This window comes from Micromonospora sp. NPDC049836 (genome assembly GCF_044465125.1).
Lineage (GTDB): Bacteria > Actinomycetota > Actinomycetes > Mycobacteriales > Micromonosporaceae > Micromonospora.
In genome coordinates, this window is the sequence record NZ_JBITLH010000005.1 from 253346 (window position 1) to 271860 (window position 18515).

Here is an 18515-nt window from a genome sequence, read left to right on the forward strand (position 1 = left end):
CCAGGTTGTCACCCGACGCCAGGTCGTCGCTGGAGGACCGAAAGGCGCGGTAGCCGGCCGTGCCGGGATCAGCCGTAGCGGTAGCGGTCCTCGTTGTTCTCGACGGACGGGTCCAGCAGCGGATCGGTCTCGGTGCCGATCGGCGTCACCTCGGCGATGCCGGTTCCGGAGACGACACCTGGACTCCGGAGTCCCAACCGGAAGGTACGCATCGCACCCGGAGCGAGCGGGCCGAACCGGCAGCTCAGGGCATCGTCGGATGGTGACGCGCCCTGGCAAGCGGTCCAGTCACCGCCGTCCGCCGTCACCCCCGGCCGCATCCCGAGCCGCAGTTCCACCAGGCCGGCCGGGACCCCGCTGAGGTTTCGGACGGTGACGGTCACCGTCCCGGCGTGGGTGCCGTCGGCTTCCCGCGGCCCCCAGGCCAGATCGCTGGCGGTCACGGACAGGTCCGGCCGATGGGGGTTGGGGCCGAACGAGGTGGGCCCGTCGACCTGAGTGAACCGTTTGCCCGTCCACCGGTAACCGCGCCACTGGCGCTGCGACCAGTCCATGGACCAGCCGGATCCGGGGCCTATGTCGGCGATGTCCACTCGGATCGTCCCGGCGCTGGTGATCTGCGCCGCGAGTGGCCACCCCGGCGCCGGCTGATCCGACCGGACGACCTGTCCGAGGGTGACGATCCGCTCAGCGGAATCCCGGTCGAACGCCACCACCTGTGATGCGCCGCCGCGGAGAATGACGCACCGAAGCAGCGCGACAGTCTCCACCGCGCCGTCGCCGTCCACGTCCCCGTAGGCGAGATCTTCCAGCAGGACCTCGCCGTCAGTGCCGCCGTGGGTGGCCGCGATCCGGGTCGGCCCCGCCTTGCAGCCCCGACCGGGCTGCCAGGACGGCAGGTCGACCTGGGCGGCGAGGAGTTGTGACCTGCTGATCCGGCCGTTCGGGGCCGGCGTCGGACTGGCCGTGGCGGACGGGGTCGGCGGCGGGGTGGTGACCGACGGGGTCGGCACGCCGGTGTGGGCGGGTCCCGGTTGGGGTTCGGAGTTCCCCTTGAGGCTGGCGGTCGCGACGATCGGGATCGTTACCGCGATTACGACGGCGGCGGCGGTGGCCGCGGCGGCGCGTCGCCGGCGCCGGCGGACGGTCTGGCGTACGGCGGCGGGTCCGGCGGGCCGTAGGTCCGGGGCGTACGTCTGGCGGAACGCGGCGAACTCGCTGACCAGGAGGTCTTCGGCGTCAGTCATGGTCGTTCACCTCGTTCGTCCCGGCGAGCTGCGCGGCCAGCGCCGCCCGCCCTCGGTGCAGCCAGGACTTGACCGTGCCTTCCGGCACGCCCTCCTGCTCCGCGATCTGCCCCACCGGCAGGTCGGCGAGGTAGTGCAGGACCACCGCGCGGCGTTGGCTGGTGGGCAGGGTGGCCAGGGCGGTGGTCAGTGCGACCCGGTCGGGGTCGGGTCCTGGCACGTGTTCTTCGCGTTGGCGGTGCAGCCAGGACTGGGCGGTGCGTAGCCGTCGCCAGCGGCTGGTGGCGAGGTTCCAGGCGACCCGGCGTACCCAGGCCACCGGGTCGTCGTAGCCGGACACCCGCGACCAGCGGGCGTACGCCCGGCAGAAGGCTTCCTGGACCAGGTCCTGGGCCTGGGAGAGGTCGCCGCTGTAGGCGGCGAGTTGCAGGGTCAGGGACCGGAAGTGGGCGTGGTAGAGCCCGTCGAAGTCGACCCTGTCGGCGGGTGCCGTCCGCACCGGCCGGTCCGCTGCCCCCTCCGGCGGCGGCTCACCGAGCCGTGGTCCTCGCATCACCGTCACCTGGTCCTCCCCGTGCGGTGGCCGCGCCGCGGTCACATCGGTCACACGTGTCGGCCCCGAGTCCGGTTGCGCCGGTTTCCAGCGCCGGGAGGTCGCGCCAGGACACGCGGGTGGAGGCGCGGCAGGTGCGGTGGCCGTCCCGGGCCACCATCGGGTAGTCGCGGACGGTGGTCAGCGTGGCGGTCAGCGTTCCGATGTAGCCCGCGGAGACCCGGCAACCAACCGGGCCCGCGTCCATCGTGGAGGTCGCTCACTGCCGCACGCGCAGCACTGCCGCGTTGTTCCGCGGCACCCGGTCGTCCCACCACCGTTCCTGCCTGTCGAGATGGACCACGCGCAGGGTCCGCTGCTCGTCCCCGGGCGGCGGCACCGGGTCGAAGCGGAACCGGAAGGTGTACGTCCGGCTCCGGCCGGCCGGAAGGCCGTCCAGCGCGCAGACGGCGGCCCCCGCCATCGAGGTCATCCGACAGCGGGCCAGATCGCCGCCGGCCGGCTCGCCGACGGTGTAGTACTCGGTGAAGCCGAGCGCGGGCACGTCGACCGGCCCCTTGTTGGTGGCCGTGACGGTGACCGTGGCGTAGCGGTCGCCGGCCGCGTCCGCGGCGGCGACGATGAGGTCCCCCGCGGTCAGGGTGAGGTCGGTCAGCCGCGGATCCGGGCCGAACCTCGTCGGCCCGGCGATCTGGTCGAACCCGTCGCCGGTCCAGGAGTACGTCCGCCACTGCCGCTGCGCCGACCACTCCGGCGTGCTGCAACAGGGCTGGATGTCGGCCACGCGGGCACGGACCGTCCCGTCCGAATGGACGGCGAAGTCGGTGATGTCGTCCATCCCCTTCCTGGTGCCGACCACCCGGCCCAGGGTGACGATCCGCCGTCGGGCGTCCCGGTCGAAGGCGAGCAGTTGTTTCGCCGAGGCCTCGCCGTAGCGGCAGCCGACCAGGACCACCGTCTCGGCGGCGCCGTCGCCGTCCACGTCCCCGTACTCCGGGTTGCCGAGCAGCCGTGGCACACCGACGTCCCCCGCGTCCGGACCGGCGGGGAGCCGGACGTCGCGGGTGATACAGGACTTCGGCACGATATCGGGCGGCCAGGGGGCCAGGTCGAGGCGGGCGGCGAGAAGCTGCGCCCGGCTGATCCGCCCGTCCGGCGCGGCCGGGGTGGGGCTGGCCGTGCTCGGGGTGGCCGACGGGTTGGCGGACGGCGACGGGGTCGACCCGGACGGGCTCGGCTGCACGCTCTGCGCCGGTGCGGGCGGGCGACGGGCGTGCAGGGTCGCGTTCGCCGCGACCGGGATCGCCACGGCGAGCACCATGGCTGCCGCCGTGGCCACCGCGGCGCGTCGCCGGCGGCGGCGGACGGTTTGGCGTACGGCGGCGGGCCCGGCGGGCCGCAGGTCCGGGGCGTACGTCTGGCGGAACGCCGCGAACTCGGCACTGACCAGGACGTCCTCGAACTCACTCACGGTCGTTCACCTCGTTCGTGCTGGCGAGTTGTGCGGCCAGCGCGGCGCGTCCGCGGTGTAGCCAGGATTTGACGGTGCCCTCCGGGACGCCTTCCTGCTCGGCGATCCGCCCCACCGGCAGGTCGGCCAGATAGTGCAGCACCACGGCGCGGCGTTGGGTGGCCGGCAGTTGGGCCAGCGCGGCGGTCAACGCCACCCGGTCCGGGCCAGGACCCGGCACGTGTTCCTCACGCTGCCGGTGCAGCCAGGACTGGGCGGTACGCAACCGCCGCCAGCGGCTGGTGGCGAGGTTCCAGGCGACCCGGCGTACCCAGGCCACCGGGTCGTCGTAGCCGGACACCCGCGACCAGCGGGCGTACGCCCGGCAGAAGGCTTCCTGGACCAGGTCCTGGGCCTGGGAGAGGTCGCCGCTGTAGGCGGCGAGTTGCAGGGTCAGGGACCGGAAGTGGGCGTGGTAGAGCCCGTCGAAGTCGACCCTGTCGGCGGGTGCCGTCCGCACCGGCCGGTCCGCTGTCCCCTCCGGCGGCGGCTCACCGAGCCGCGGTTCCCTCATCACCATCATCCGGTCCTCCCCGTGCGACGACCGCCCCGCGGCCATGTCAGTTACACATGTCGACGCCGGGGCCGGTTGCGTCGGTTGCCGCCTCGGGGCTGTGGTTGACTGTCGTATCAGGGACAGGCGAGGGAGGCCCGAACGTGCAGGTGCCGGCCGTGCTCGGCGAGCCGATCCGGTTCGTGCTGAACTGGGGCCGCCGCTACTCGCTCTGGGTGTTCAACTTCGGCCTGGCCTGCTGCGCGATCGAGTTCATCGCCACCAGCATGGGCCGGCACGACTTCATGCGCCTCGGCGTCATCCCGTTCGCGCACGGCCCCCGGCAGGCCGATCTCATGGTGGTCTCCGGCACCGTCACCGACAAGATGGCCCCGGCGGTCAAGCGGCTCTACGACCAGATGCCCGAGCCGAAGTACGTCATCTCCTTCGGCGCCTGCTCCAACTGCGGTGGCCCGTACTGGGACTCCTACTCGGTGACCAAGGGGGTCGACCAGCTCATCCCGGTCGACGTCTACGTGCCCGGCTGCCCGCCCCGCCCGGAGGCGCTGCTGCACGGCATCCTCCGCCTCCAGGAGAAGATCGCCGCCGAGCAGTCCGGCGTCGGCGGGGTGCCCCGCCCGGACCGGCTCGCCGCGCCGGCCGACGCCGGGCCGCGCCCGGTCGAATCGCTCACCGCGCCACCGGTACGTCCCCCGGCCGGCTGACCCGCCGGGTGGCGGTCCCGGGCTAGCCTGCGGCCATGACCCACTCCGCGGAGCAGCGCTCCGCCTTCATCGTGGACGTGCTGACCGAAGAGTTCGGCGCGTCGATGGCGCTCGACCCGGCGGCCTTCCGCCGCAAGTTCCGCAAGATGGCGGCCTCCCCGTTCGCCTTCTACCGGGGCAGCGCCTCGCTCTTCTACGCCGACCAGCGCGGCGACTTCGCCAGCGACCGGTTCCTCGACGACCGGACCAGCCGGGTGTGGATCCACGGCGACCTGCACGCGGAGAACTTCGGCACCTACATGAACGGGTCCGGGCAACTGGTCTTCAACGTCAACGACTTCGACGAGGCGTACGTCGGCCCGTTCACCTGGGACCTGAAGCGTTTCGCGGCCAGCGTGGCGCTGCTCGGCTACGCCAAGGCGCTCTCCGACCGGGTGATCGGCGAGCTGGTGACCGGCTTCGCCCGGTCGTACCTGACCGAGCTGCGGGCCATCGCGGCCGGCGGCGACGACGCGATCGGCTCGATCACCCTGGAGAACGCCGACGGGGTGCTGCGCCGGGTGCTCCAGCAGGCCCGGCTGAACACCCGGGTGGACCTGCTCGCGGTGCAGACCACCATCGACAACTACGAGCGCCGCTTCTCCGTCGGCGACGGCGTCTTCGAGATCGACGGCGCGACCCGGGAGAAGGTCTGCGCGGCGTTCCAGGACTACCTGGGCACCCTGCCGGAGGCGACCGCCGCGCTCCGCCCGGTCGCCACCAACATCAAGGACGTGGTGCTCCGCAAGGGTGTGGGCATCGGCTCGGCCGGGCTGCCGTCCTACAACCTCCTCCTGGAGGGGCACACCCAGGCGCTGGAGAACGACGTCGTCATCTACATGAAGCAGGCCCAGGTGCCGGCCGTGGCGCGGCACATCGAGGACGAGCGGGTCCGGTCGTACTTCCGGCACCAGGGGCACCGGACGGCCGAGTCGCAGCGGGCGTTGCAGGCGCACGCCGACCCGTGGCTGGGCTTCACCGAGCTGGACGGGGTCGGCCAGCTCGTCGCCGAGGTCTCCCCGTACGCGGCCGACCTGGACTGGTCCGACGTGAACGAGCCGGAGGAACTGCGCGGCGTGCTCACCGACCTCGGCCGGGCGGTGGCCCGGATGCACTCGGTGGCCGACGACGAGTCCAGCCACGACCTGGTCGACTACTCCACCGAGGAGTCGATCGTCGCCGCCGTCGACGCCGACGCCGACGGGTTCACCGGCTACCTGGTCGACTTCGCGCACGCGTACGGGATCCGGGCGCGCGAGGACCACCAGCTCTTCGTGGACCTGTTCCGCAACGGCCGGCTGCCCGGCATCTGAGCGTCGGGCGGGGCCGCGCCCCGCCCGGCCTCACGGCTCGAAGTCCAGCACCACCTTGATGTCCTCGCCGCCGGTGGAGTACGCCTCGGCGTACGAGGAGAGCGGCACCCGGCGGGTGATCAGCGAGGCGAGCCAGGCCTGGTCGGCCTGGGTGAGCGCCGCGGCGGCCAGGTCCCAGTGCCGCCGGCCGGCGTTCACCGAGCCGAACACCACGTTGTTCTCCAGCACCAGGGCGCGGTTGAGCGCGCCGGCGTCGAAGTCGAGGCTGCGGCCCCCGCTGGACACCCCGGTCAGGCAGACGATGCCGGTCGGGCCGACCTTGCACATCGCCGAGATCACCACCACCGGCGCCCCGGTGCACTCGACCACCACGTCCGGCTCGAAGTCCAGCTCGTCCACCGTCGAGGTGTGGTAGGTGGCGCCGAGGGCCCGGACCAGCTCCGGCTTCGGCCCGGTGGTGTTCCGGTCCAGCACGTGCACCGACAGCCCGCGCTGGGTGGCCAGCAGGGCGGCGAGCAGGCCGATCGGCCCGGCCCCGGTAACCAGCACGCTCTCCGGCTTCCACTCGGCCCGGCGGCCGATCCGCTCGATGTGGTCCCACGCCTTCGCCACCACACTGGTCGGCTCCAGCAGTACGCCCACCGGGGCGAGCGCCCGGTCCATGCCCACGGCGAACTTGGGCTGCACCCGCCACCGCTCCCGGGCGAAGCCCGGCAGCCCCTTGATGCCGTGCTCGGTGTACCGGCCGTTGCGGCACATGTCCCACTGGTCCACGGCGCAGTTCCGGCAGGGCACCGGGTCGGGGTGCCGGACGACGCCGGCCACCAGGTCGCCGGGCTGCAGGGTGCCGGTCGGGTCCTCCAGCACCCGGCCCAGCGACTCGTGCCCCAGCACCAGCCGCTCCTGGCCGGGCGGCGCCTCACCGTAGTGGCCGGCGATGATCTCCTGGTCGGTGCCGCAGATCCCCACCGCGAGGGCCTGGACCAGGATCGCCCCCTCCTCGGCGGCCGGCTCCGGCCAGTCCTCGGTCAGTTGCAGCGAGTCGGCCACCCCTGGGGTCACAGTCACAGCGCGCACGAGACCCATCCTTACCCGGCCCGGCGTCGTCCGCCGGCGAAAGCGGCGGATCCCGGCCGGCCCGGGGGGCCCGGCTCGCCGGGGCGGGCCCGGCCGGGCAGGCCCTAGGATCAGCGGCATGACTCCGGACCAGGTCGGCCAGCGGGTGCTCGCGCTGCTCGCCCCCGTCGAGGTCGCCGCGTCGGTCTCCGGCGGCCAGGGGTACGCCCGGGCCACCGTCGACGTACCCCCGTCGAGCTGGCGGGACGCGGTGCGCGCGGTCCGCGACGACGCCGAGCTGGACCTCGACTTCTTCGACTGGCTGTCGGCGGTGGACGAGTTGGCCGACGGCTTCGACGTGGTGGCCCACCTGTGGTCCACCCGGGCCCGGCACGGGCTGCTGCTGCGCACCCGGGTGCCCCGCGCGGCGCCCACGGTGGCATCGGTCGTCGACCTCTTCCCCGGCGCGGGCTGGCACGAGCGCGAGACGTACGAGATGTTCGGCATCGGGTTCGACGGGCACGGCGAGCTGCGCCCGCTGCTGCTGCCGGCGGAGTTCGAGGGACACCCGCTGCGCAAGGAGTTCGTGCTCGCCTCCCGGGTGGCGAAGCCCTGGCCGGGCGCCAAGGAGCCGGGCGAGTCCGAGGCCGGCGGTGGCCGCCGCCCGATCCGGCCGCCGGGGGTACCGGCGCCGGGGGAGTGGGGGACGACGCCCACGCCCGCCGGCGCGGCCGGGGTGGGCGAGGGCCCGCGCGGCGGTACGCCCGCCCGCCCGGCCCGGGAACGCCCCGCGCGCCCGGCCCCGGGCGACCGTCCCGCGCGTCCGGCGGCGGGTGACCGTCCCGCGCGTCCGGCGGCGGGTGACCGTCCCGCGCGCCCGGCCTCGGGCGACCGTCCCGCGGACGCGGCGGAGCGGCCCGTGCGGCCCACGCCGGGTGAGCGACCGACCGGCCCGGCGCGGCAGGAGCCGACCGGGGACGCCGCGCCCGAGGCGGAGGAGTCCTGATGCCCGCCTGGTTGGAGGTGGTCCTGCGGGTGGCGGGCGTGCTGGTCGCCTTCCTCGTCCTGCCGCTGATCGTCGGCCAGACCGAGCACAAGGTCATGGCGCACATGCAGGGCCGGCTCGGCCCGATGTACGCGGGCGGCTTCCACGGCTGGGCGCAGCTCGTCGCCGACGGGATCAAGTTCGTGCAGAAGGAGGACGTCACCCCGCGCGACGCGGATCGGCCGGTGTTCCGGCTGGCGCCCGCGGTGGCGCTGGTGCCGTACCTGCTCGCCCTGCTGGTGATCCCGCTCGGTCCGGGCGACCTGGTCGGGCAGCCGCTGGACATCGGGCTCTTCTTCGTGCTGGCCGTGGTCGGCATCGGGGTGCTCGCGGTGCTCATGTCGGCCTGGGCCTCGGCCAACAAGTACAGCCTGCTCGGTGGGCTGCGCGGCGCCGCCCAGCTGCTCGGCTACGAACTGCCGCTGGTGCTGGCCGCCGCCTCGGTGGCGATGGCCGCCGGCACGCTCAGCCTCTCCGGCATCGTCGAGGCGTGGCGGCCGTGGTGGCTGCTCTGGCAGGCGCCGGCCATGGTGATCTTCTTCGTCGCCGGGTTGGCCGAGATCCGGCGGCCGCCGTTCGACATGCCGGTGGCCGACTCCGAGCTGGTCTTCGGCTACATGACCGAATACACCGGCCTGCGTTTCGCGTTCTTCCTGCTCGCCGAGTACGTCGGCATCGTGGTGATCGCGGCGTTGACCACCGTGCTCTTCCTCGGCGGTTGGCAGGGCCCGTTCGCCGACGCCCAGCTCGGCTGGCTCTGGACCCTGATCAAGGTGTTCGCCGTCGCGTTCGTGATCATCTGGCTCCGGGTCAGCTACCCGCGCCTGCGCGAGGACCAGCTCCAGCGCCTCTGCTGGCTCGTCCTGGTCCCCCTTGCCCTGGCCCAGCTCGTCCTCACCGCCGCCGTCCGCCTGGCGATGTAGGCGGTCCCCGCCGTCCGGCTGGCGTCGCGAGGGCGGTCCCCGCCGTGCGCGTTCGGCAGCGGCGGGGACTGCCCGACCCGTGGTCTCAGCGCAGCGGCGTGTGCGCCGGGTCGACCCGCTCCGCGGGCGGGGGCGGTGGGGGCGGGGTGCCGTCGCCGAACGGGCGGCCGCCGAGCTGCTCCCGCCCGTGCGGGGTGAGCCAGTTGGACAGGTCGGGGCCGAGCGGCACCACACCGGTCGGGTTGATGTCCCGGTGCACCTCGTAGTAGTGCCGCTTGATGTGGTCGAAGTCGATCGTGTCGCCGAAGCCCGGGGTCTGGAACAGGTCCCGGGCGTACGCCCACAGCACCGGCATCTCGCTGAGCTTCTGCCGGTTGCACTTGAAGTGCCCGTGGTAGACCGGGTCGAAGCGGACCAGCGTGGTGAACAGCCGCACGTCCGCCTCGGTGATCGTGTCGCCGACCAGGTAACGCTGCCCGGCCAGCCGCTCGCCCAGCCAGTCCAGCCGGTCGAAGAGCCGGTGGTACGCCGTGTCGTACGCGTCCTGGCTGCCGGCGAAGCCGCACCGGTAGACCCCGTTGTTCACGTCGGCGAAGACCACCGCGTTGACCTCGTCGATCTCGTCGCGCAGCGGTTCCGGGTAGAGGTCCGGCGCGCCCGGCCGGTGGTACTGCGTCCACTCGGTCGACAGGTCCAGGCTCATCCGCGCGTAGTCGTTGGTGACCACCTGCCCGGTCGGCACGTCCACCAGCGCCGGCACGGTGATGCCCCGCTCGTACCCGGGGAACCGCCTGAAGTAGGCGTCGGCCAGCCGCTCGATGCCGAGCACCGGGTCCCGGCCGTCCGGGTCGAGGTCGAAGGTCCAGCTCCGCTTGTCGTGGGTCGGGCCGGCCACCGCCATCGAGAGGGCGTCCTCCAGCCCGAGCAGCCGGCGGACGATGATCAACCGGTTCGCCCACGGGCAGGCGCGGCTCACCGCCAGCCGGTACCGGCCCGGCTCCACCGGCCAGCCGTCGCGCCCGTCGGCGGTGATCCGGGTGGCGATGTAGCGCTGGTCCCGGGTGAACTCGCCGCCGGGCTCGACGTACTTGCCGCCGGTCCGGTCGAGGATCTCGTCGCCCTTGTCGCTCACGCCGCCTCCCGAGGTTGTCGTCGGCTCCCATCATGGCCGCTGGCGCTGCCGCCGGCAGGCCGACCGGGCCGGCCGCACGCTGCCGCCGGCAGGCCGAGTGGGCCGGCCGGCTACGCTGCCGCGGTGACCGACCTGGAGGCGGCGGCCCGACGCTTCATCGCCGACGTGTGGAACGCCGGCCGCGAGGAGAGCGCGTACGACCTGGTCGCCGGGGACTGCCCGGGGCTGGGCGGGACCGGGCCGGCCGCCGCGCTGGCCTGGCACCGGGACCGGCGGGCGGCCTTCCCCGATCTCCGCTACAAGATCGTCGAGCTGGTCGCCGCCGGTGACCGGGTGGCCGTGCACTGGCGGGCCGCCGGCACCCAGGCCGGCCAGTTCGGCCCGGTGCCGCCGAGCGGCCGGGTGGTCAGCTACTCGGGCGCGTCGTTCCTGCGCTTCGACGACAGCGGCCGGATCGTGGACGTGTGGAGCGTCAACGAGCTGTTCCAGGTGCTCCAGCAGCTCGGCGTGGAGATGCTGCCGCCGCTCACACCCGGCGAGGCGTGATCCGGCTGATCGGCAGGTTCACCGGAAAGGGCTCGCCGGTGTCGACGAACTTGGTCCACCGGCCGGTCTCCGCATCCGCACCCCGACCGCCTGGGTCACGTCGTACCCGTCGGGGCAGTCCTCGTCGGTCGTCCACTCGCGCTCCGGCAGGTGGTCGCTCTCCAACGCGGCGGTCATCGGTGGGCCCTTCCCGGTGCGTCGTTCTCCCCGCGCTCACGATACCGCCGCCAGTGCCCGGGTGGTGGTCGCGCGCGCCGGGGCCACAGGGCAGGATGGGCGGCATGAGCGAGCGCGTTGGCGGGCACGGCGAAGGGTTGGTGAAGGGCCTCGCGGTCACGCTGAGGACGATGACCCGCCGCTCGACCACCCAGCAGTACCCGGACGTCGCCCCCGAGCTGCCGCCGCGCTCGCGGGGCGTGATCGCGCTGCTGGCCGAGAACTGCACGGTCTGCATGCTCTGCGCCCGCGAGTGCCCGGACTGGTGCATCTACATCGACTCGCACAAGGAGGAGGTGGCGGTGCCCGGCGCCGCCCGCCCTCGCCAGCGCAACGTGCTCGACCGGTTCGACATCGACTTCTCGCTCTGCATGTACTGCGGCATCTGCGTCGAGGTCTGCCCGTTCGACGCGCTCTACTGGTCCCCGGAGTTCGAGTACGCCGAGTACGACATCAAGAACCTGCTGCACGACAAGGACCACCTGGGCGAGTGGATGGGCACCGTCCCGCCGCCGCCGGCCCACGACCCGCACGGCGACCCGTCCAAGGAGGAGACCACCGCGGCCCGCAAGGCCGCCGCACCCACCGCCCGGCCGACCGGGGTACGCCCCGAGCCCGGCGCGGGGCAGGGCGGGGGCGCGCCGTCATGACGGGTGCGGACGTGCTGCTGCTCGCCCTCGGCGCGGTGGCGGTGGGCGCGGGCGCCCTGGTGGTCGGCACCCGGCACCTGGTCCGGGCCGGCCTCTGGCTGGTGGTCTGCCTGGGCGCGCTGGCCGGCGACTACCTGGTGCTCAGCGCCGAGCTGGTGGCCTGGGTGCAGGTGCTCATCTACGTCGGCGCGGTGGTGGTGCTGCTGCTCTTCGCGGTGATGCTCACCCGGGCTCCGATCGGCGTCTCCGACGACCTGGACCGGCCCGGCTGGCCGGCCGCGCTGATCGGCGGGGGCAGCGCGCTGGGCCTCGCGGTGCTGCTGGTGGACGCGTTCCGCTGGTCCCGGGTGGACCTGCCCGCCGCGGGCACCGCCGAACGCCTCGGTGAGCAGGTGTTCCGCTCCTGGGTGCTGCCGTTCGAGGTGCTCTCGGTGCTGCTGCTCGCCGCCCTGGTCGGCGCGATCGTGCTGTCCCGCCCGGAGATCGGCCGCCCGGGCACCGACCCGGCGGCCGCACCGGCCGGCCCCGGCCGCCCCGGCCCGCGCCCGGCCACCGCCGCCACCGGCCCGACCCCGGCCGGCCCGGGCACCGCCGCGCCGGGCGGCGGACCGGCGGCGGTCGCGGCCGGTGGGAGCAGCGAGGAGGGCGGGAGCCGGTGAGACCCGTCATCCCGTACGTCACCGCCGCGCTCCTGTTCGGCCTCGGCGCGTACGGCGTGCTGCGCCGCCGCAACGCGGTGCTGGTGCTGATGGCCGTCGAGCTGATGCTGAACGCGGTCAACCTGATCCTGGTCACCGCCGACACCACGGTCCGGGCCCAACTGCCGCACTCCGGCCAGGTCTTCGCGCTCTTCGTGATCGTGCTCGCCGCCGCCGAGATCGGCGTCGGGCTGGCCATCGTGCTCCAGCTCTACCGGCTGCGGGCCAGCGTCACCGTCGACGACGTGCCGCTCACCGAGGCGCCCGTGCCGGCGACCGCCGCGGCCGCCGCCAGCGGCAGCACGCCGACCGCAGGCGGGAGCGCACCGGCCACCAGCGGCGGGAGCGCGGGCGACGACCGGGCGGAGGAGGCGAGGTGACCGGGCTGCTCGCGGTGGCGCTGCCGGGCGTACCCCTGCTCGTGGGCCTGCTCGGGCTGCTGCTGCTGCCGGCGGGCGCGGCGGCCGGGGCGGACCGGGCCCGGCGGGCGGCGATCACGCTCGGCGTGGCCGGCGCGGCGGTCGCGCTGGTCGTCGCGGTGCTGCTGGTGCTGCGGGTGGACGGCCCGGTCGAGGGCTCGACCACCTGGGTCGACCTGGGCGGGTTGCCGGTCACCCTCGGGTACCGGCTGGACGGGGCGGCGCTGCTGGTCGCCGTGGCGGTCAGCGCGGTGGCCCTGGCCGTGCAGGTCTACTCGATCGGCTACCTGCGGCGCGGGCCGCACGACGACGTCGACGTGGACCACCGCTACCCGCCGTACGCGGCGCAGATCAGCCTCTTCACCGCCGCGATGCTGACCGTGGTGGTCTCCGGTGACCTGATCCTGCTGCTGGTCGGCTGGGAGGTGATGGGCATCTGCTCGTACCTGCTGATCGCCCACGACCGCCGGCTGCCCGAGGCCCCGGCCGCCGCGATGAAGGCGTTCCTGGTCACCCGGGTGGGCGACGTCGGCTTCCTGCTGGGCATCGCGCTGCTCGGCGTCGGCGCGGGCAGCTTCCGGATCGCCGACGTGCTGGCCCACGACTACCCGGCCGGCACGCTCACCGTGGCCTGCCTGCTGCTGCTCGCCGGGGTGGCCGGCAAGAGCGCCCAGTTCCCGCTGCACACCTGGCTGCCGGACGCGATGGCCGGCCCCACTCCGATCTCCGCGCTGATCCACGCGGCCACCATGGTCGCCGCCGGCGTGTACGCGGTGGCCCGGCTCTACCCGCTCTTCGCGCAGGCCCCGGCCGCGCTCGCCGTGCTCGGCGTGCTGGCCACCGTCACCCTGCTGCTCGGCGCGTTCGCGGCCACCGCCCAGGACGACATCAAGCGGGTGCTGGCCTGGTCGACCGTCTCCCAGATCGGCTACATGACCGGCGCGCTCGCCGTCGGGGCGCCCGCCGCGGCGCTGTTCCACCTGCTCACCCACGCCGCGTTCAAGGCGCTGCTCTTCCTCGCCGCGGGCGCGGTGATCCACGCCGTCGGCACCACCCTGATGTCCCGGATGGGCGGCCTGCGCCCGGCCATGCCGGTGACGTTCTGGTGCATGGTGGTCGGGCTCGGCGCGCTGGCCGGCGTGCCGCCGCTGGCCGGCTTCTGGAGCAAGGACGGCGTGCTCGCCGCCGCCGAGGCCGCCGCGCTGGACGGCACCGGCCCCGCGCCGGCCTGGGTGGGCTGGCTGGTCTGGCTGGGCGGGCTGCTCGGCGTCGCGGTCACCGCCTGGTACGCCACCCGCCTGCTGCTGCGTACCTTCCTCGGCACCGCCCGCATGCCGCTCGCCCGGCCGCACGACCCGCCGGCCGTGCTGCGCTGGCCGGTGCTGCTGCTCGCCGTCCCGGCGGCGCTGCTCGGGCTGGCCGCGTTCGCGCCCTGGTTCGCCGACCGGCTCCGGGTGCCCGCCGACGGCAGCGGGCCCGCCGTCGAGCTGGTCCACCTCGCGCCGAACCTGCTCCTGCCGTTCCTGCTGCTGCTGGTCGGGGCGGGCGTCGCCTGGGCCGGCTGGCGCCGCGACCCGGCCGCCGACCCGGCCCGCTTCCTAGGTCCGCTGCGGCCGCTCTTCGCCCGGGCGTTCCGGCTCGACGACGTCCAGCACGCCCTCGTGGTACGCCCGACCACCGGCTTGGCGCGGGTGGTGCGGGCCGGTGACGAGCTGGGGGTGGACGGCCTGGTGGAGGGGAGCGGGCGCGCGGCGATGGCGCTCGGTGGCGGGCTGGCCGGGCTGCACCGGGCGGCCCTGCCCCGGGCCGCGGCGACGGTGCTGGCCGGCGCCCTGCTGATCGGGATCGCCGTGGCACTGATCGGGGTGGCCGCATGACGTGGGGACAGTTCCTGCTCGTCGCGGTGCTCGCGCTGCCGGCCCTGGGCGCGGTCGCGGCGGCCGTCGTCCCGGGCGACCGCGCCGGCCGGCTGGTCGGCACGGTCGCCGCCGGCCTGACCCTGCTGGCCACCCTGCCGCTGGTCGGCGGCGACCACGGCTGGTTCGGCTACGGGCCGAGGCCCGCCGTCCAGCCCTGGCACCAGCTCGACCTGCCCTGGGTGCCCGGCCTGGACCTGCGCTTCCACCTCGGGGTGGACGGCATCTCCTGGCCGCTGGTGGTGCTCACCGCCCTGCTCACTGTGCTCTGCTGCGGGTACTCGCTGTGGCGGGTGCCCGCCGGCGGCAGCGGGCGGGCCCTGGTGGCGCTGCTGCTGGTGGTCGAGGTGGGCATCCTGGGCACCTTCCTCGCCCTCGACCTGGTGCTCTTCTTCCTCTTCTTCGAGGTCGTCCTGCTGCCGATGTACGCGGTCATCGCCGGCTGGGGCGGCGCGGACCGGCGGCGGGCGGCCCGCAAGTTCGCGCTCTACACCCTCTTCGGCTCGGTGCTGCTGCTGGTGGGCGTCTACGTCGTGGTGGCCGCCGCCGGCACCGCCGACCTGATGGTGCTGACCGGCGGCGCCGGGCTGTCCCGGGGCACCCAACTGGCCGCGTTCACCCTGCTGGCGCTCGCCTTCGCGGTGAAGAGCCCGCTCTGGCCGCTGCACTCCTGGCTGCCCGACGCGCACACCCAGGCGCCCACCGTGGGCAGCGTGATCCTCGCCGGAGTGCTGCTCAAGATGGGCACCTACGGCCTGATCCGGGTGGCGGTCGGGGTGGCCCCGGAGGGCGCCCGCTGGGCCGCCCCGGTGCTCGGGGCGCTCGCCGTCGCGGCGATCCTGGTCGGCGCGCTGGTCTGCCTGGCCCAGGACGAGCTGAAGCGGCTGATCGCGTACTCCAGCGTGGGGCACATGGGTTTCGTGCTGCTCGGCGTCGCCACGCTCACCGCCACCGGCCTGCAGGCCGCGCTGATCGGCAACATCGCGCACGGCGTCCTCACCGGGCTGCTCTTCTTCCTGGCCGGGGCGATCAAGGACCGGGCCGGCACCGGGTCACTCGCCGAGCTGTCCGGGCTGCGGGAGAGCGCACCCCGGCTGGCCGGGCTGCTCGGCTTCGCGGCGATCGGCTCGCTCGGGCTGCCCGGCCTGGCCGGCTTCTGGGGCGAGGCGTTCGCCGTGGTGGCCGCCGTCCAGCGGGGCGGCGGACTGTGGACCACCCTGGCCGTGCTGGCCGCGCTGGGCGGGGCGCTGACCGCCGGGTACGTGCTGCGGCTGCTGCGGCGGGTCACCCACGGCCGGCCCAGCCCGGCGGTGGTACGGCTCGGCCCGGGGCTGGCCGGGGCGGAGTTGACCGCCTGGACGCCGCTGGTGCTGCTCGCGCTCGCCGTGGGGCTGGTCCCCGCGCTCGTCCTGTCCTACGCCGCCGGCCCGGTCGCGGCCCTGCTGGGGGTGGTCACCCGATGATCAGCGAGCGTCGGCGAGCGGCCTGCCAGCGCGGCGAGGTGCCGGCATGAGCCTGGTGCAGAGCGTGGACCACGTGGCGCTGCTGCCGGCGTACCTGGCCGGCGGCACGGCCGTCCTGGTGCTCCTGGTCGACCTGCTGCTGGCCCGTCCCGCGGTGACCGTGGCGGTGGCGGCGACCGGGTCGGCGGTCACCGCGCTGGGCGCGGGCCTGGCCGGTACGGGCGGCACCCGCCGCACCTTCTGCGTCGGCGCCGACTGTTCCTGGCTGTACGGCGGCCGGGCCGCCCTGGTCGCCGTGGTCTTCGCGCTGCTCACCCTCGGGGTGCTGGCGCTTTCCGGTCCGCTGCTGCGCTCCGGCCGGGTGCCGGTGGGGGAGTACTGCTTCCTCCTCGCCTGCGCGCTGACCGGTGGCGTGGTGCTCGGCGCGGCCGGCGACCTGATCACCCTGATCGTCGCGCTGGAGACGCTCACCCTGCCGCTGTACGTGCTGGTCGGCCTCCGCCGGGGCAGCCTGGCCGGGGCGCAGGCGGCGGTCACCTTCTTCGTGGTCAGCGTGGTCGCCACCACGCTCACCCTGCTCGGCGCGGCGCTGCTCTACGCGGTCGCCGGGACCCTGCACCTGGACCGGCTCGGGGCCACCCTGGCGGCCCGGGACGACCTGCTCGACCTGCCGCTGACCACGGTCGCGGTGGCGCTGGTGGTGGCCGGGCTGGCCTTCAAGGTCGTCGCGGTGCCGTTCCACGCCTGGGCGCCGGCCACCTACGACGGGGCGCCGCTGCCGGTCGCCGCGTACCTCTCCACCGCCTCGAAGCTGGGCGGCGTGGTGGCCGTGCTGGCGGTGGTCGAGCGGGCGCTGCCGGCGAGCGTCACCGGGCCGGTGCTGGCGGCGCTGGCCGTGTTGACCATGACGGTGGGCAACCTGGTGGCGCTGCGGCAGCGGCGGACGGTCCGGCTGCTCGCCTGGTCCTCGGTGGCCCAGGCCGGTTACATCCTCGCCCCGCTGGGCGCGCTGGCGCTGGCCGGCGGCCGCACCGCCGACGCCCGGGCGGGCGCGTACGCGGCGGCCGTCGCGTACGCCGTCTTCTTCGTGCTGCTGGAACTGGCCGCGTTCGCCGGGGTGGTGGCGTTGCGGCCGGCGGCCGGTGACGGCGGCACCCTGGCCGACCTGTCCGGCGCGGCCCGCCGGCACCCCTGGGTGGGTGGCGCCTTCGCGCTCGCGCTGATCGGGCTGGCCGGCCTGCCGCCCGGCCTGGCCGGGCTGTTCGCGAAGGTCACCGTGGTCCGCGCGCTGCTCGCCGGGCACGCCGGCTGGCTGGCCCTGGTGGTGGCGGTGAACGCGGTCCTCGGGTTGGCCTACTACCTGCGGTTGGCCGCCACCCTGTACGCGGCGCCGGGCCCGGCGACCGCCCGGCCGGCGCGGACGGTGGCGCTGGCGCTCGGGGTGGCCACCGCGCTGGCGGTGCTGCTCGGCTTCGCCCCGCAGGTGGTGCTGGAGGTGGCCGGCCGCTGAGGGGGCGTTTCGTCCCCCGGTGCCCGACCTGCACAGCCGGCACACAGGATTCCTCAGCCAACTTTCAGCCATGGGCCGGATGGTTGACGGGTACCGGTGTGTTGAACCGGTCAGCGGGTCCCCGCGCGGGCCCGCGCACCGAAGGAGCGATCGTGCATCACAACCGTTTCAAGACCGCAGCGCTGCTCGGCCTGCTGACCGCGCTCATCCTCGCGGTCGGCTACTGGTTCGGCGGGAGCGGCGGGCTCGTCATCGCCGTTGTCATCTCGCTGCTGATGAACGGCGTGACCTACTTCTACTCCGACAAGCTCGCGCTGCGCTCGATGCGGGCGCAACCGGTCAGCGAGGCACAGTTCCCCGAGCTGTACCGGATGGTGCGGGAGCTCTCCACCCAGGCGGGCCAGCCGATGCCCCGCCTCTACGTGAGCCCGACGGCGCAGCCGAACGCGTTCGCCACCGGGCGGAACCCGCAGCACGCGGCGGTCTGCGTCACCCAGGGCATCGTGGAGGTCCTGGACTACCGGGAGCTGCGCGGCGTGATCGGGCACGAACTGTCGCACGTCTACAACCGGGACATCCTGATCTCCAGCGTGGCGGCCGGCCTGGCCGGCATCATCACCATGCTGGCCAACCTGGCCTGGTTCATCCCGCTGGGCTCCTCCGACGACGAGGACGGCCCGAACCCGGCCGTGCTGCTGCTCACCCTGATCCTCGGCCCGATCGCGGCCACCCTGATCCAGTTGGCGATCAGCCGGAGCCGCGAGTTCCAGGCCGACCAGTCCGGGGCCGAGCTGAGCCGGGACCCGCTGGCGCTGGCCAGCGCCCTCCGCAAGATCCACGCGGGTACGCAGCTGCGCCCGCTGCCGGCGCAGGGCAACCTCACCAGCACCGCGCACCTGATGATCGACAACCCGTTCAAGCGGGGCGGCGGCATCGCCGCGATGTTCGCCACCCACCCGCCGATGGAACAGCGGGTGGCCCGCCTGGAGCAGATGGCCGGCAACGCCGGTCCGGTGCAGTTCCAGCGCTGATCCCAGCGACCTCCGCCCGCGTCCGCCCGG

General features: G+C 74.4%; 18 protein-coding genes and 1 pseudogene. 12 read left to right on the forward strand and 7 right to left on the reverse strand.

The features are described 5' to 3' along the window. Nucleotides 1-68: 68 nt before the first annotated feature. The 4 genes from ACIBPB_RS15795 to ACIBPB_RS15810 all read right to left on the reverse strand — a co-directional run bounded on the left by ACIBPB_RS15795 (nucleotide 69) and on the right by ACIBPB_RS15810 (nucleotide 3833). Complete coding sequence (locus ACIBPB_RS15795; protein ID WP_396840317.1) at nucleotides 69-1247, reverse strand: hypothetical protein; 1179 nt, start codon at nucleotides 1245-1247, stop codon at nucleotides 69-71. Then, nucleotides 1240-1809: a SigE family RNA polymerase sigma factor gene (locus ACIBPB_RS15800; protein WP_396840318.1), complete on the reverse strand. Its 570-nt coding sequence runs from the start codon at nucleotides 1807-1809 to the stop codon at nucleotides 1240-1242. Before ACIBPB_RS15800 ends, ACIBPB_RS15795 begins: the two co-directional genes overlap by 8 nt. 250 nt (nucleotides 1810-2059) lie before the next feature. Further along, complete coding sequence (locus ACIBPB_RS15805) at nucleotides 2060-3271, reverse strand: hypothetical protein (RefSeq protein ID WP_396840319.1); 1212 nt, start codon at nucleotides 3269-3271, stop codon at nucleotides 2060-2062. Further along, nucleotides 3264-3833 carry a SigE family RNA polymerase sigma factor gene (locus ACIBPB_RS15810; protein WP_396840321.1) on the reverse strand — a complete coding sequence of 190 codons (570 nt, stop codon included), beginning with the start codon at nucleotides 3831-3833 and terminating at the stop codon, nucleotides 3264-3266. Before ACIBPB_RS15810 ends, ACIBPB_RS15805 begins: the two co-directional genes overlap by 8 nt. A 134-nt stretch (nucleotides 3834-3967) precedes the next feature. Between ACIBPB_RS15810 and ACIBPB_RS15815 the strand changes: the two genes are divergently transcribed. Both ACIBPB_RS15815 and ACIBPB_RS15820 read left to right on the forward strand, forming a co-directional pair. Beyond that, on the forward strand, nucleotides 3968-4528 hold the full coding sequence (locus tag ACIBPB_RS15815) for an NADH-quinone oxidoreductase subunit B family protein (RefSeq protein ID WP_357314404.1): 561 nt from the start codon (nucleotides 3968-3970) through the stop codon (nucleotides 4526-4528). A 35-nt stretch (nucleotides 4529-4563) separates the two neighbouring features. Continuing rightward, nucleotides 4564-5880 carry a DUF2252 domain-containing protein gene (locus tag ACIBPB_RS15820; protein WP_357314402.1) on the forward strand — a complete coding sequence of 439 codons (1317 nt, stop codon included), beginning with the start codon at nucleotides 4564-4566 and terminating at the stop codon, nucleotides 5878-5880. Between the two features lie 30 nt (nucleotides 5881-5910). Here ACIBPB_RS15820 and ACIBPB_RS15825 read toward each other — a convergent pair whose 3' ends face one another. Next, nucleotides 5911-6957 carry a glucose 1-dehydrogenase gene (locus ACIBPB_RS15825; protein WP_396840323.1) on the reverse strand — a complete coding sequence of 349 codons (1047 nt, stop codon included), beginning with the start codon at nucleotides 6955-6957 and terminating at the stop codon, nucleotides 5911-5913. A 118-nt stretch (nucleotides 6958-7075) separates the two neighbouring features. Between ACIBPB_RS15825 and ACIBPB_RS15830 the strand changes: the two are divergent. Together ACIBPB_RS15830 and nuoH are read left to right on the forward strand one after the other, a co-directional pair. Continuing rightward, nucleotides 7076-7699, forward strand: a pseudogene (locus ACIBPB_RS15830) (NADH-quinone oxidoreductase subunit C); the annotation flags it as partial. A gap of 242 nt (nucleotides 7700-7941) precedes the next feature. Continuing rightward, a complete protein-coding gene (gene nuoH / locus ACIBPB_RS15835) occupies nucleotides 7942-8904 on the forward strand; it encodes an NADH-quinone oxidoreductase subunit NuoH (protein WP_396840324.1) in 963 nt (320 codons plus the stop codon). Nucleotides 8905-8989: 85 nt separating this feature from the next. Here the strand turns inward: nuoH and ACIBPB_RS15840 are convergent, their stop codons facing one another. Continuing rightward, nucleotides 8990-10036: a glutathione S-transferase family protein gene (locus tag ACIBPB_RS15840; RefSeq protein WP_396840326.1), complete on the reverse strand. Its 1047-nt coding sequence runs from the start codon at nucleotides 10034-10036 to the stop codon at nucleotides 8990-8992. A gap of 123 nt (nucleotides 10037-10159) precedes the next feature. On the opposite strand from ACIBPB_RS15840, the gene ACIBPB_RS15845 reads away from it, so the two are divergent. Next, a complete protein-coding gene (locus ACIBPB_RS15845; RefSeq protein ID WP_396840327.1) occupies nucleotides 10160-10582 on the forward strand; it encodes an ester cyclase in 423 nt (140 codons plus the stop codon). Between the two features lie 18 nt (nucleotides 10583-10600). On the opposite strand, the gene ACIBPB_RS15850 is transcribed toward ACIBPB_RS15845, so the two are convergent. After that, nucleotides 10601-10759 (reverse strand): hypothetical protein, encoded by a 159-nt coding sequence (locus ACIBPB_RS15850; protein WP_396840328.1) that lies wholly within the window; start codon nucleotides 10757-10759, stop codon nucleotides 10601-10603. Between the two features lie 104 nt (nucleotides 10760-10863). Here ACIBPB_RS15850 and ACIBPB_RS15855 point away from each other — a divergent pair, with 104 nt between their 5' ends. The 7 genes from ACIBPB_RS15855 (at nucleotide 10864) to htpX (ending at nucleotide 18485) form a co-directional block, all read left to right on the forward strand. Continuing rightward, nucleotides 10864-11448 carry a NuoI/complex I 23 kDa subunit family protein gene (locus ACIBPB_RS15855; protein ID WP_396840329.1) on the forward strand — a complete coding sequence of 195 codons (585 nt, stop codon included), beginning with the start codon at nucleotides 10864-10866 and terminating at the stop codon, nucleotides 11446-11448. Continuing rightward, the gene (locus ACIBPB_RS15860) at nucleotides 11445-12107 is read left to right on the forward strand and encodes an NADH-quinone oxidoreductase subunit J (protein ID WP_396840330.1); all 663 of its coding nucleotides are present in this window, start codon (nucleotides 11445-11447) and stop codon (nucleotides 12105-12107) included. The genes ACIBPB_RS15855 and ACIBPB_RS15860 overlap by 4 nt, the downstream gene beginning before the upstream one ends. Continuing rightward, the gene (nuoK, locus tag ACIBPB_RS15865; protein WP_396840331.1) at nucleotides 12104-12526 is read left to right on the forward strand and encodes an NADH-quinone oxidoreductase subunit NuoK; all 423 of its coding nucleotides are present in this window, start codon (nucleotides 12104-12106) and stop codon (nucleotides 12524-12526) included. The genes ACIBPB_RS15860 and nuoK overlap by 4 nt, the downstream gene beginning before the upstream one ends. Beyond that, entirely contained in the window at nucleotides 12523-14442 is a 1920-nt protein-coding gene (locus tag ACIBPB_RS15870) for an NADH-quinone oxidoreductase subunit L (protein ID WP_396840332.1), read from the forward strand. Before nuoK ends, ACIBPB_RS15870 begins: the two co-directional genes overlap by 4 nt. Beyond that, complete coding sequence (locus tag ACIBPB_RS15875; protein WP_396840333.1) at nucleotides 14439-15944, forward strand: NuoM family protein; 1506 nt, start codon at nucleotides 14439-14441, stop codon at nucleotides 15942-15944. Before ACIBPB_RS15870 ends, ACIBPB_RS15875 begins: the two co-directional genes overlap by 4 nt. A gap of 46 nt (nucleotides 15945-15990) precedes the next feature. Beyond that, entirely contained in the window at nucleotides 15991-17454 is a 1464-nt protein-coding gene (locus ACIBPB_RS15880; RefSeq protein ID WP_396840335.1) for an NADH-quinone oxidoreductase subunit N, read from the forward strand. Nucleotides 17455-17606: 152 nt separating this feature from the next. Next, on the forward strand, nucleotides 17607-18485 hold the full coding sequence (htpX, locus tag ACIBPB_RS15885) for a zinc metalloprotease HtpX (RefSeq protein ID WP_357314373.1): 879 nt from the start codon (nucleotides 17607-17609) through the stop codon (nucleotides 18483-18485). Nucleotides 18486-18515: the final 30 nt, after the last annotated feature.